Source organism: Moraxella sp. CTOTU49097 (genome assembly GCF_032064105.1).
Lineage (GTDB): Bacteria > Pseudomonadota > Gammaproteobacteria > Pseudomonadales > Moraxellaceae > Faucicola > Faucicola osloensis_B.
Genome location: NZ_DAMBOA010000001.1, coordinates 205,312 through 219,311, shown reverse-complemented (window position 1 = coordinate 219,311; position 14,000 = coordinate 205,312). Strand labels below are relative to the sequence as shown.

Genomic DNA, 14,000 nt, shown 5'->3' with positions numbered 1-14,000 from the left:
CCTGCCGTGATTTTAATCTTGCGTGATTTGATGGATGATGTCACCGATTGCCGATGCCATGTGATTGGCCTGCAACGCATATTCACCCATTTTTTCTGCTAACGTATCACCTGCTTTGGCATGTATGAGCACGGAGGTTAGCATGGGTGCGGCAATTGTTTGCCCCAATAAGCCCGCCATCAGACCTGCCAAGCAGTCGCCCATGCCAGCCGTTGCCATACCGGCATTACCCAAGCCGCAAATATCAATGCTGTCTTGTTCAAAACTGTCACGCTCAAGCACAATTGTTTGTGCCCCTTTGATGAGCCAATTGCCCCCATATTGGTGAGCTAATGCCCGAATCGCGCTGATTTTGTTTCGATCGATGTCGGCATAGGGTTGATTGAGCAACCGTCCTGCTTCCGCTGAATGCGGCGTTAGATAAAACCGTTGGTTTGACTGTCCCAATCGTGGTTGAATGGGAGCATTTAAACCGTCACTCGTGCCTGCCCAATCTGCCAAATGGTATAAACCATCGGCGTCAATGACACATAGCTTTTCTGATTGTTTGATGGCCGTAAGATACTGGTTAAATAAATCAAGCGTTGCTTTATCTCTACCCAAACCCATGCCAATGGCAACCACATCCACCGCATTAATCAGCTCGATGATGCTAGCGATATTGTGTAAATCCGCGGTCATAGCATTGGGCAAAGCGGTGACAATGGCTGAATGAGAATCACGATGACAAGCAACGGTGACTTTGCCTGCACCACTGCTCAATGCTGCACTGGCGGCTAATATCGCCGCCCCTGCCATGCCATGCCCATCTTGTAGCCGATTGCCACCGATGATGAGTACATGACCATACGTACCTTTATGGCTCACCTGCTGACGTTGTGGCAAGTTAGGCAGCTGGGTATGCAACAAGATACCTGATTGCTCAACAGGGAGCAAAGGCACATCGATCACAGTGCCAACATAATCTTTACTATCCCCCATATGCAGTCCGACTTTTCGCCCAATTAAACAAAGTGTCTTGTCTGCTTTAATCGCCGTATCATCGTACACTTCGCCCGTAGCGGCATTAAGTCCGCTGGGTACATCGATACTGATGACTTGACAAGCGTGAACTTGCTTGCGGTATTGATTAATCCAATTGATGATTGTCTGATAATCAGCGCTAGGCTTGCCATCAAGTCCAATCCCCAACAACCCATCAATCACCACATCATACTGATAGCTTAAACCAAGCTCATGGAGCGGCTGTAAAAATGCTGTCAATGTTATATATTTTGGCGCATTTGCACAGTTTGACTGGTACAGGTGCTTTGCTGTTTGGCTGTCGAGGGTGCTAGGCGCTGCGACTTGTACTACGGTAACTGACCAATTTGGGCAAAGCTGGTGAACATAATGCGCCACCAACCAAGCATCGCCGCCATTATTACCCGCGCCTGCCACTACCAATACCGATTTTTGAAGGTGACTGCTTTTTTGAAGGTGATTGCTTTTTTGAGGGGGATTGCCTTTTTGATTGCTACTTTCCTGCTTGATGATGTGTGCAAGTTGCCATGCCGCTTGGTGCATTAAGGCAAAACTGTCATTTTTGCTAAACCAGTTTTTTTCAATGTCATAAATTTGTTTGGGGGTATATAAGGCAATGGCGTTTTGCATCACAGTATTTTTATCCGTCTGTGCATTACTTTGCATAAGATGATCCAATGATGTGGTAGGTGTTTATTTTGCTATAATAGCATTTTAATTTTATCTGGTTGTTGGCATGTTGGACACTACAAACGAACTTAATGCTCTCAAGGGCTGGATAAAGGCGCAAGCCAAGGCGTTGGGGTTTGCTGATTGTGGCTTTGTCCATCCCACTAATCCCATCTTTAGCAAACAGCTTGATGCCTTGCAAACCTGGCTAGCACAAGGTAAACATGGCGATATGCTGTTTTTTGAAGACAATCATGATAAACGTGCTAACCCTGCCATGTTAGTTGACAGGACGCAAAGTATCATTAGCGTGCGTTTAGATTATCTGGTCACGCCGCCGCCCAAGCGCAGTGTACCAGACAACGAGCGCCCCAACTCAGCGATTATTGCCCGCTATGCTCGAGGACGTGATTATCATAAAACCATGCGAGGCTTATTAAAAACCCTAGCCAAACTGATTCAAGAAAAATTAACCACCGATTATCCGCAATATGCCAACGACTTTGTATTTCGCCCCTTTAGCGACTCCGCGCCTATATTTGAGCGCGCGTTGGCTGAGCAAGCGGGTTTGGGCTGGACAGGCAAACACACTTTGCTGATTCATCCACAAGCGGGATCATTTTTTGTGTTGGGGGAATTATTTACCAGCTTGCCGTTGGCAGAGGATAACAAGCAAATCGAAACCATATCATCGCATTGTGGCAGTTGCCGTGCTTGTATTCATGTGTGCCCTACCCATGCCATCCGCAAAACAACCACCGGGCATTATGATGTCGATGCACGGCTGTGTATTTCGTATTTAACCATTGAATTAGATGGCAAAATCCCTGTAGAACTTCGCCCCAAAATCGGCAATCGCATTTTTGGCTGTGATGATTGTCAGTTGATTTGTCCTTGGAATAAATTTGCCAGATTAGCGACGATTGAGGATTTTAATCCGCGTCACCGTTTAGATGAGGTGTCACTACTTGAGTTATGGGCGTGGGATGCACAGGATTTTTTGACAAAAACTGAAGGCTCGCCAATTCGCCGCACGGGCTACGACAATTTTATGCGCAATGTGGCGGTAGCCTTGGGCAACGCACCATTTAGCCAAGCAATTATTGACAAATTGCAAGAAAAACGCCCCATGCTAAGCGAGAACACACAAGAACATATTGATTGGGCGATAGAGCAACAACTTAATAAAAGTTAAAATGACGAGTTGGGTTGTTGTAAAAAGGCAATTTCCTCCTCACTGGATTGTCTACCCAAAATCGCATTGCGGTGCGGATAACGCCCAAATCTCTCAATAATGGCTTGATGCTTATATTCAAACGCTAACGTATCGGCACTGGCGTATTTTTTAAACAGGGGCAACGCCTGCTGATGAATGTTTGCCGATTCTGCATGCATAAAAGGCATTAAAGCAAAATTGCGTTCATCTTGATTTAACTTGTCAAAATCTGGCTGTTTGACGATTTCTTGTGCCAATACTAACGCCATGCCATCTTGGGAAAAAGCCTGTGGAGAATCTCGAAAAATATTGCGCGAAAATTGGTCTAATACAATAATTTCTGCCAATCGCCCTTTTGTACTGGCTCGCCAATCCCCTAACTCGCCTCGTTTGGCTTGCTCAAGTGTGGCTAAAAATTTAGCCGTTACAGTTTTATCAAAATCCTCATCTTTGGCAAACCAAAATGGCTTAGTATTTTGCTGCAGCCAAAAATCTAATACCTTTTTAGCGTCCGCTGATAAGGGTTGCGCTGCTACCTGTGTTTGATTGGTCATTTGCTTTCCTTTTGTGTGGTAATTATAGTGACTTGTCGGGTAATGATAGTGACAAATTTTGCTAAACAAGCGCGATTTACCTATAATGTGGCACAAATTTAGATTGAGAACAACCATGTATCCTTTTTTACGACTGGGCACCCATGCCATCAAAAGCGCGATTAAACAAAAGCAAGGTCATTCGCTTCAATTAACCGATACCAGCGAAATCACCTTGACCGCTAATATCAACGACATTGACCATTTTTTTGAAATGAACAACGGACGTATTTTTACGCTGTTTGATTTGGGGCGAAACGATCTTGCCATTCGCTCAGGGCTTGCCAAAAAATTATTCAAGCATCGCTGGGGGCTGGTGGTCGCTGGTAGTACCATCCAATATCGTAAGCGTGTTCGTTTATTTGATAAGGTCACCATCAAAACCCGACTGATAGCCGTTGATGAGCGCTGGTTTTATATTGAACAAAGCATGTGGGTCAAAGGTCAGCCGACTTGCTCTGCGCTGCTGCGCACCGGTATCACCAACATCGTGACAGGCAAGGTTTTGCCGACTGAGCAAGTGCTCAGCGCATTGGATTATAAAGATATCAATATGCCACCTGATGACTGGGTCAAAGCTTGGTCAGACGCCGATAAAATCCGCCCATTTCCTAAAGCCAATGTCCACCTTGCCAAAGATTCTGCTATCAACGAGTAAATAAATGCCTTTAACTTTAGATGATTTTGATTATCAACTGCCCGATGAACTCATTGCCCGCTATCCGTTAGCGGTGCGCTCCGCCTCTCGATTGCTGTATTTGCCTGCCCATGGTCAACCCAAAGACCAACAATTTGTGGATTTGCCAGAGTTGTTAAATAGTGGTGACTTGGTGGTGTTTAATGACACCAAGGTCATGAAAGCAAGGCTGTTTGGACAAAAAGCCAGTGGCGGCGCGGTCGAAGTATTGGTCGAACGTATTTTGCCGGATGATGCTACTAGCAACCAAAAGCACACCGCTTTGTGTCATGTACGCGCCAGCCGCAGCCCAAAAGAGGGGCAAACGTTGAACCTTGCCGATGGTAATATTCATGCCACGGTAATGGGCCGTGAGGACAATCTATTTTTGCTAGCGTTTGACCAGCCGATACTGCCTGTGCTTGAACACTATGGTGAACTGCCGATTCCGCCCTATTTTGAGCGCCATGCCGATGACAATGACGAAACCCGTTATCAAACGGTATTTCATGACCCAACCAAACTTGCCAGCGTAGCCGCACCGACAGCGAGCCTGCATTTTGATGATAACGTATTGGCTGCATTCAAGTCCAAGGGTATCAATACTGCCTTTGTCACGTTGCATGTTGGTGCAGGCACATTTGCCCCTGTCAAGACAGAGGATATTTTGCGCCATAAAATGCACTCAGAATATGCCGAGTTGCCCCAAGCGACTGCCGATTTGATTAACCAAACCAAAGCCCGTGGCGGGCAAGTGATTGCAGTCGGTACCACTGTGACACGGGTATTAGAAACGGCGTTTCAAAAAACCGCCAACTTTGAAAACCCGATGCTATCGGCTTGGTCAGGTGACACCGATATTTTTATTTATCCGTCATTTAGATTTGGGGTGATTGATAAGCTCATCACCAATTTTCATTTGCCGAAATCCACGCTGTTGATGCTGGTGTCAGCGTTTGCAGGCAGTGAGCCCATCAAACAGGCTTATCAGCACGCCATCGAGCAACAATATCGTTTCTTTAGTTACGGTGATGCGATGTTGTTGGATAAAGTGGTATAATTTCAACCTTTTATGATTTTAACCTTTTAAAAAACCTGTTACAGAAACTTTAGATTATGCAATTTACCTTACACAAAACTGCCACTGGCGAAAGCCGTGCTCGCCGTGGTACGGTTCATCTCGCTCATGGCGATGTGCAAACCCCTGCCTTTATGCCTGTCGGTACTTATGGTACCGTCAAAGGCATGCTGCCGCGGGATATCCACGAAATCGGTGCCGAAATCATCTTGGGCAATACCTTTCATCTATGGCTGCGCCCAACGACCGATGTCATTGACAAATTTGGCGGCTTACATGACTTTATCGGTTGGAACAAGCCGATTTTAACTGATTCGGGCGGTTTTCAAGTCTTTAGCCTTGGTGCAATGCGTAAAATTAAAGAAGAAGGTGTGCATTTTCGCTCGCCGATTGATGGCGCAAAGGTGTTTTTATCCCCCGAAATATCGATGCAAATTCAATACTCACTGAACTCAGACATCGTCATGCAGTTTGATGAATGCACGCCTTACCCTGCGACGCCTAGCGAAGCGGATACATCGCTTGAATTATCGCTGCGTTGGGGGGAGCGCTGTAAAAATGAGCATGAAAAACTGGGTAACAAGAATGCTTTGTTTGGTATTATCCAAGGCAGTATGTATCGTAACCTTCGCGAAAAGTCCCTACAAGGTCTGTTAAATATTGGGTTTGATGGCTATGCCATTGGTGGGCTGTCAGTCGGTGAGCCAAAAGAAGAAATGATTGCGGTGCTTGATTACTTACCCGATGATATGCCAGCCGATAAGCCCAGATACTTGATGGGCGTAGGTAAACCAGAAGATATCGTGGAAGCGGTACGCCGCGGTGTTGATATGTTTGATTGCGTGATGCCAACACGTAATGCACGAAACGGTCATTATTTCACCACTTTTGGCGCGGTTAAAATTAAAAATGCGGTGCACCGTTTTGACGAAAGTCCGCTTGATAGCGAATGTGATTGTTATACTTGTCAGAATTTCAGCCGCGCCTATTTGCATCATTTGTTTAAATGCAATGAAATGCTATCGGCACAGTTGGGCACCATACACAATTTGCGCTACTATCAGCGCTTGATGGCAGATATTCGTCAGTCCATTGAAGATGATAAATTTGATGCGTTTGTCGATACTTTTTATCAGCAGCAAAACTTACCAGAACCTGGTTTACATTTGACCTAAAAACCACCTAAAAAAACATAAAAAAAGAGCCGATTTGGCTCTTTTTTACTTTTTATAAGCTGCTTTTGATACGCTAAATAGCAATGCTATCCTTCCTTACTACCTTATCTTACCACGTTATCTGACTAAGCCACGTTCACTATGAATCAGGGAATCCAATAGCAATTGTACCAAAGGTTCTTGGGGTAATAGCTGCTCAGTCACCGCGACAATGGCTTCTTCCTTGGTCAGTCCTGAACGGAAAATCACCCGATAAGCCTGGCGTAGATAATCGATGGTTTGCTTTGACCAACCTTTGCGGCGCATGCCTTCAATATTAAGACCATGGCTTTTGGCAGGGTTACCCGATACCATGTTAAAAGCCGCAACATCTTTTAAAATCAAGCTTGCGCCACCAATCAAACTATAATCATCAATACTACAAAATTGGTGAATACCTGAATTACCACCAACAATCACATGGTTACCAATGCGTACATGACCTGCAATCCCCACATTATTAGCCACAATGTTGTCGCTCCCAATCACGCAATCGTGCGCAATGTGGGTATTGACCATAAACAGATTACGGCTACCAACGCGTGTGATGCCTTTATCTTGTACCGTGCCGCGATGAATACTACAGGCTTCGCGAATGCGATTGTCATCGCCAATTTCTAGCCACGTCTCCTCGCCTTGGTATTTGAGATCTTGGCAGTCTTCGCCGATGCTAGCGAATTGAAAAATCTGGTTACGCTCACCGATACGGGTAAACTTGCTAATGACGACATGGGGGTGAAGCACGGTCTGTGCGCCAATTGTGACATGTTCACCAATAATGCAATACGGCCCTATCTTGACCGACGGGTGTATCGTTGCAGTGGCATCAATAATCGCCGTTGGGTGAATCGTCATGAAAAATCCTTATACCAGCCCACTATTCAAGAAGAACTAAAAATACAGTTTTAGCTGAAACCATAGGCAAAGCTAACTATAAACAGCAGGTTAAAATAAAAACGACATTATAGCATTTTTACTAAAGTATGCCATTTTTATCAAGGATTTTGCTTAACTTATACAGATTTTATCGGTACAACTTACTCAAACGCGCCTTATTCAAGCCATATAAAAATGATGTTAAAGTCATGACTGATGATATTGGGTACGCTGCTCTGCAATGGTGATTTCTGCACTGGCTGCCAACTCATCACCCACGCACGCTGTGCAACTAAATTTATAGATACTGTGACGCTCCATGGTCTTTTTGGCACGTAAAATGAGCTGATCACCTGGGATGACTTGACGTTTAAAACGCACTTTATCGACGCCAGCGAAGAGATAAATATAACCATCTCTTGGTTTGACATTTTTGCTGATAAAACCTAGCACACCCGCTACCTGAGCCATGGCTTCAATCATTAACACACCGGGCATGATAGGCTCTTCAGGAAAATGACCGTTGAAAAAAGGCTCGTTAATGGTGATGTTCTTAAGACCGGTAATCCACTCATTGGGTTTTACCGCAGTGACTCTGTCTAATAGCATAAAAGGATAACGGTGAGGCAGATAATCACGTAATACAACGGCATTGATAGGTAATGTCACCCCAATCTTTGCAAGGCCAGCGATGTCTTCATCAATCAACTTATCAAAATCCATGGATATATCCTTTATACTTTTAAATCATCTTTATCAAAAAAATAGATTTGTGAAAAACAACCATTGTAACGGTTTTAAGATTGAGTTTACAGTTGTTTTCTCAAATTATTTGATGGATAAAGGTAACGATTAACTTTTTGGTTTGCCAAGTTGCTTAAAATTAATATACGCTCTTTTCCATAAACTATTGGGCATCACTGGCATGCCTGAAGAATACACACCCGGTTGGTGAATCGATTTGGTTACCATCGTCATGCCAGTAATCGTGACATCGTCACAAATTTTGATATGACCTGCAAAACCTGATGCGCCACCAATCATGCAGCGTTTACCAATTTCTGTACTGCCAGCAATCCCCACACACGCTGCAATCGCCGTGCCAGCACCAATTTTTACATTGTGGGCAATTTGCACCAAATTATCGATAATGACATGATTACCGATAACCGTATCATTCAGCGCGCCGCGATCGATACAGGTATGGCTGCCTACGCTGACATAATCGCCCAGTATCACTCGCCCTAATTGGTGAATTTTTTGCCAACCTGCTTCATCTGTACTGCCTTTAGGGGCAAAGCCAAAGCCGTCATTGCCAATGCTAGCATGACTGTGCAAGCTGACATATTTACCCAATACACAATCATGCCCGATGTACACGTGCGGCGCAACGAAGCTACCTTCGCCAATCACGACATTGGGCTGAATATTGACTTGGGCATCAATTTTAACGCCATCACCAATGACGCAGTTATCGCCGATTTGGCTATACGCCCCAATACGCACATTGTCGCCCAATTGCAAATTGTTACCCAAAATGGCAGTCGGGTGAATCAAACTGTCCGATAAATTAGGGTTGACTGTCTGATGATACGCTTGGGTGGGTTCAAACAATGCGGTCAGTTTGGCATACGCGGCATAAGGTGATTTGACCACAATGGCAACGCTATGGCTTGGGCATTTTTCCTGCAAAGATGCAGGGACTAGCACGGCGCCAGCGCCCGTGGTTTGCAATTTTGATTCAAATAGAGGATTGGCGATAAACGTGATATCGGTGTCGGTGGCATCCTCAAGGGCGGCGATTTTGGAAATTTGTTTCTGCAAATTTTGGCGGGTTTGCGCATCCCCTTGCCCAATGACGTCACTACCTAAAAAATCCAAAATTTGTGCGATGGTGAACGCCATTTGATTACTCCAATCGTTTGCTTAAAATTTGCCTTAATTTTACACAGAAAATAAAAAACGCAATAGTCGAATATTGCGTTTTTGCTAAAACCTCTGAGCTTAAAAAATATTATTTTACTTGATCGTTAATCGCTTTGGTAAAATCTGCTGTTACATCCCATTCAGGTTTGACATAACTAACCGTTCTATCACGATTATCAATGAGCACATCAATATTTTTTTGACGCACAATATTTTCTTTAATGGCTTGGATTTTGGGGACAATTCGCTGCATCACTTCTGACTCATTGGCATCAATGATGGACTGGATTTGACTGGCAACCTGTTCATAGTTTTGTAGGTTGGTTTGAATTTGCTTACGCAAATCATCCTTTTGTGCTTGGGTCATCTGAGCGTTTTGCGTGGCATATTGTTTTTGCAAACGCTCAATGGTCGCTTTATAGCTGTCAAGCTGCTGCTGCTTTGGTTTGACCGCCGCTTTCACCACGCCAATTTTGGTTTTGGCGATGTTAGTATTGTTAATGGCAACTTGGGAATTCCAAACCGCAACGGTATTGGCAAACACTGGCATTGCCAATACACTCAAAATACTCGCTGTGGCTAACTGAGTCATTATTTTCATATACATAGACCTTTTAGAATGTACGTCCAATTTCGAACTGTACATTGTCGATTTTATCTTTATCTTTATCGTTGAGCGGAACGGCATAGCTTAATGAGATTGGACCAATTGGGGTAATCCAAGTGAAGCCTGCACCCGCGCTAAAACGCATGTCATTGTCTTTTTCATTTAATAGCGATACGGGATTGCCACCCACTGTGACTTTTTGGTCATATTTATTGGTGGTGTCAAACACTTGTGCCCCTTCAACAAATAACACGGGACGGATTTGGTCTGCCCAATCGCCTTTAAACGGCATCGGCAAGATTAATTCAGTACCCACTTGTGCGAGGGCATTACCGCCAATCTCTTCTGGGTAATTATCGACCCCATTATTATTTTTTACTGGATAATAACGATTACTGGTAGGGCCTAAAGTGGCATTCTCATAACCACGCACTGAGCCATAACCCCCTGCAAAGAAGTTTTTCCAGAAAGGTAAATCGTTACCATATCCTAACTTGGTATAACCGCGTAGTACGGTATTTTTTAGGAATGGGCGATAGTAGTTGCCTTGATAGACCAGTTTTTGGTAAGTGGCATCACCAAAAGCCAGTTCCAAATTGACGTTATGTGACATACCTTTGGTTGGAAAACGTCCACGGTCAAGCGTGTTCATATTCCAGCCTAAATTTAGGCTCGCGGTATTAAATGGGTCTGATTCAAATGATTCATTACCATCGGAATCTGAACCTACTTGCAGATTGCCCTCATCTTTTAAGTATTGATAGTTTGATACCGCTAACAAAGCGCCTGCTTTGATTTTGGTACTATCAAGTGTGAGACCAGCACTTAAACTCTTATTTTCATCAATCGGATAGCTAAAACCTAAGGTGCCGCCATACGAATCGGTGACATAGTTTGAAATGTTTTTTCTGTCATATTTGGTTTTGCGTGTATAGATACTGGCACTTTGCGATATCCCATCTGGCGTAAAGTACGGGTTGGTATAGCCCAAATTATAACTATCTAATGTCTCAGAACGCGATAACGAAATATTGACTTGATTACCTGTACCCAAAAAGTTAGATTGACTTAAACCTGCTTGGAAAGTGATACCACCGCTTTGTGAATAACCAGCCGCAATGGTACTGGTACCTGATGGCTGCTCCTCTACTGCGACATTGATATCTACCTGATCGGGGGTATTAGGGACAGGTTTGACATCCATGTTGACAGTTTTGAAGAAGCCTGTACGCATCAAACGCGTGCGCGACAAATCAATTTTTTCATTGGCGGCCAATGTACCTTCCATTTGGCGCATTTCTCGGCGCAATACTTCATCTGCGGTTTTATTGTTACCGGTAAAATTGATACGGCGAACATACACAGGGCGCACAGGGTCAATAAAGAAATCGACATCTACGGTGCGAGTGTCTTCATTAATACGCGGCACTGGGCGGATTTGGGCAAAGTAGTAACCATCGTTACCGTACAATGTGCCAAGATTCTGTAAAGTTGTCGTCATTTGACGTTGTGAATAACGCTCACCTGGCTTAAATGCCACCTGCTTACGAAGCTTATCGGTGTCATAGTTGGGCGTACCCATAAAGTTTACATTGCTAAATTTATATTGCTCACCTTCAGTAAGATTGAGCTCGATAAATACTTTATCTTTTTCTGGACTTAAATTAATGGTGGCATCATTGATGGTGAATTTGACGAAGCCTGCGTTTTGGTACATGGCGGTGACATTTTCTAAACTTGCCGCAAGCTTTTCTTTGGCATAGCGGTCAGATTTGCTAATCACATTGATCCATGAGCTTTCTTTGATGCTCATTGCTTGTCTGATTTCTTTGTCGCTAAAATGTTTGTTACCAATCACCTTGATATCGACAACACGCGCAGCTTTACCTTCAACAAAATTAAATTTAAGCGCGACGCGGTTATTATCTAAAGGCGTTTGGGTCACCGTAACTTCACTATTATAATAACCTTGCTGATTGTATTGCTGTTTTAACTCATTTTGAACCTGCTCGACTGTCGCCTGTTTTAGCACATTGCCTTCTACGATACCAATACGTTTTAGGCCTTCGGTCAATGCTTCTTTTGGAATCAGTTTATTACCGTCATAAGTGACATTTGCGATAATTGGGCGCTCTACCACATCAAATACCAACTTATTGCCTGATTGGGATGCTTTAACGTCTGAGAAATTGCCAGTTTCATAGAGGGCTTTGATACTAGCTGCGATATTGGCATCGTTTGCTACTTCACCGGTATTGACAGCAAGCACGGGATAGAGGTTATCAGCGGATACCCGTGTCAATCCATTAAATTGAATATCGCTCACGGTAAAATTTGCCGCTTGTGCATACGAGGTAACGAGTGCTAACGGTGCAACCAAAAATAACGCTGAATTTCGCATATAACTTGTTTCCGAATTGACGACTGCCCAAAGATAATGCATGAAACCTGTCACTTTTAGGTATCCAAACTTAGTTATCCAAAGGTATTTATCTAGGTTTGGTAATCTAAGTTTAGTCCGCTAAAAATGACAAATGCTATCAAAAAGGGTGACTTGATTAAACTTCTAGTAATAGTTTGTCTTTGATGGGTAACTTGTATTATCAAAGTACAAGAGATCCGTAAATAAATTTTACTGGCATAAGGTAAGCTAAATTTTGCGTAAAGTCTAGCGAAAAAACAAAACTACAAATCAATATTTTAGCCAAATTTGGGTCGATTAAAACAAGCGTGAGATATCGTTACCAATCGCCAACAGCATGAAACCTGCAAGCAAAACTAAACCAATATTCATTCCCATCATTTGTATTTTCTCGGGCATAGGTTTACCAAAAATAGCCTCATAGGCATACATGACAATATGACCGCCATCAAGCACAGGTACAGGTAATAAATTGAGCACAGCAAGGCTTAAACTGATAATCGCCATAAACGACAATACCGCTTCCCAACCGATACTAAAGCTTTGATTGGCGACTTTGGCAATGGTAATGGGACCTGATAGGTTTTCAACCCCAATGGTGCCCGTCAACATTTTACCCATTGATTTGAGGGTCATGGCACTTAAATCGACAGTTTGATGCAAGGATTTTTCGACCGCTTGTATAGGCGTATATTGAATGGTTTTAATATACTCAGGTGGCGGCGTAATCTTAGATGCGGCTGCCGCTGCGCCAATTTGTCCAAATCGATTGCCCATGGTATCTTTTTTTGCTTGTGGCATGACTTTTAAGGGGATGATTTTGCCTTGGCGCTGTACTTCAAGGGTTAATAACTGCTCGGGGCTTGATTTGACAACTTGCGAAAACGCCAGCCAATCGCTCACCGGTTGACCGTTGACACGGGTGATGGTATCACCGACTTGCAGACCTTGACGGGCAGCAGCGCTATTTGGGACAATTTCACCGACCACCGCCGGAATTTTTGGTTGCCACGGAATCGCACCTAGACTATCAATGGGGTTGGTGGCCTTACCCGCTTCTGCTTTCATAAAGCGCTGTATCGGCACGGCAACATTGGTTTGACCTTGCGCGCCATTCACCGTTAAATTAACTAGCCCCGACTCGCCCATGCGATCGGCTAACGCATAGTTAATATCCTGCCAACTTTGGATGGGTTTATTATCGACCGCAACAATTTCGTCACCGACTGTGAGACTGGTTTGACTGACGGGTGAATTGGGCAAAATACTGCCGACTTTGGTCGCCAAGACTTGGGTTGGGGTGATAAATAGCAGCCAATACAAAAAAATCGCAATCAGTAAGTTCATCACCGGACCTGCTGCGACGATGGCGATTTTTTTCCAAGGTTGTTGGGTATTAAAGGCTAAATGACGTTCGGCTGGATTGACTGTGCCTTCGCGCTCATCGAGCATTTTGACATAGCCGCCAAGCGGAATTGCAGAGACAGCATAATTAATCCCCGTTTTTTTACTGGTCCAGCTTACCAGCTTTGGACCAAACCCAATTGAATAGGTCAATACCTTGACACCGCACAGCCGAGCAACAATGTAATGCCCCCACTCATGTAGCGCAACCAAAGGTCCTAGTACCACAATCGCAGCTAAAACGGTCAAGATGAAATTCATGGCTATCCTTTTGACAAAAACACAAGCTAAAAATA

At 44.0% G+C, this 14,000-nt stretch carries 12 protein-coding genes; 4 read left to right on the top strand and 8 right to left on the bottom strand.

Going from position 1 to position 14,000, the window contains the following annotated elements:
* Positions 1–12: 12 nt before the first annotated feature.
* A complete protein-coding gene (locus RT064_RS01025; RefSeq protein ID WP_313060355.1) occupies positions 13–1,689 on the bottom strand; it encodes an NAD(P)H-hydrate dehydratase in 1,677 nt (558 codons plus the stop codon).
* A 70-nt stretch (positions 1,690–1,759) separates the two neighbouring features.
* On the opposite strand from RT064_RS01025, the gene queG reads away from it, so the two are divergent.
* Positions 1,760–2,887, top strand: coding sequence for a tRNA epoxyqueuosine(34) reductase QueG (gene queG / locus RT064_RS01020; protein WP_313060352.1), 1,128 nt, complete (start codon positions 1,760–1,762; stop codon positions 2,885–2,887).
* On the opposite strand, the gene RT064_RS01015 is transcribed toward queG, so the two are convergent.
* Complete coding sequence (locus tag RT064_RS01015; RefSeq protein WP_313060350.1) at positions 2,884–3,462, bottom strand: DUF924 family protein; 579 nt, start codon at positions 3,460–3,462, stop codon at positions 2,884–2,886. The two genes, queG and RT064_RS01015, sit on opposite strands and share 4 nt — an antisense overlap.
* A 115-nt stretch (positions 3,463–3,577) precedes the next feature.
* On the opposite strand from RT064_RS01015, the gene RT064_RS01010 reads away from it, so the two are divergent.
* From RT064_RS01010 to tgt, 3 genes are read left to right on the top strand one after another with little or no spacing between them, the layout of a single operon-like run.
* The gene (locus RT064_RS01010) at positions 3,578–4,159 is read left to right on the top strand and encodes an acyl-CoA thioesterase (RefSeq protein ID WP_313060348.1); all 582 of its coding nucleotides are present in this window, start codon (positions 3,578–3,580) and stop codon (positions 4,157–4,159) included.
* 4 nt (positions 4,160–4,163) lie between these two features.
* Positions 4,164–5,237: a tRNA preQ1(34) S-adenosylmethionine ribosyltransferase-isomerase QueA gene (queA, locus tag RT064_RS01005; protein ID WP_313060346.1), complete on the top strand. Its 1,074-nt coding sequence runs from the start codon at positions 4,164–4,166 to the stop codon at positions 5,235–5,237.
* A 56-nt stretch (positions 5,238–5,293) separates the two neighbouring features.
* Positions 5,294–6,430, top strand: coding sequence for a tRNA guanosine(34) transglycosylase Tgt (gene tgt / locus RT064_RS01000; protein WP_313060344.1), 1,137 nt, complete (start codon positions 5,294–5,296; stop codon positions 6,428–6,430).
* A gap of 117 nt (positions 6,431–6,547) precedes the next feature.
* On the opposite strand, the gene lpxA is transcribed toward tgt, so the two are convergent.
* From lpxA to rseP, 6 genes are all read right to left on the bottom strand, one after another.
* Positions 6,548–7,324, bottom strand: coding sequence for an acyl-ACP--UDP-N-acetylglucosamine O-acyltransferase (lpxA, locus tag RT064_RS00995; RefSeq protein ID WP_065252572.1), 777 nt, complete (start codon positions 7,322–7,324; stop codon positions 6,548–6,550).
* A gap of 228 nt (positions 7,325–7,552) precedes the next feature.
* Positions 7,553–8,068 (bottom strand): 3-hydroxyacyl-ACP dehydratase FabZ, encoded by a 516-nt coding sequence (gene fabZ, locus RT064_RS00990; RefSeq protein ID WP_313060341.1) that lies wholly within the window; start codon positions 8,066–8,068, stop codon positions 7,553–7,555.
* Between the two features lie 129 nt (positions 8,069–8,197).
* A complete protein-coding gene (gene lpxD, locus RT064_RS00985; RefSeq protein WP_313060337.1) occupies positions 8,198–9,250 on the bottom strand; it encodes a UDP-3-O-(3-hydroxymyristoyl)glucosamine N-acyltransferase in 1,053 nt (350 codons plus the stop codon).
* Between the two features lie 109 nt (positions 9,251–9,359).
* Entirely contained in the window at positions 9,360–9,872 is a 513-nt protein-coding gene (locus tag RT064_RS00980; protein ID WP_312538782.1) for an OmpH/Skp family outer membrane protein, read from the bottom strand.
* Between the two features lie 13 nt (positions 9,873–9,885).
* Complete coding sequence (gene bamA / locus RT064_RS00975; RefSeq protein ID WP_313060334.1) at positions 9,886–12,279, bottom strand: outer membrane protein assembly factor BamA; 2,394 nt, start codon at positions 12,277–12,279, stop codon at positions 9,886–9,888.
* Between the two features lie 318 nt (positions 12,280–12,597).
* Positions 12,598–13,965, bottom strand: coding sequence for an RIP metalloprotease RseP (gene rseP / locus RT064_RS00970; RefSeq protein ID WP_313060330.1), 1,368 nt, complete (start codon positions 13,963–13,965; stop codon positions 12,598–12,600).
* Positions 13,966–14,000: the final 35 nt, after the last annotated feature.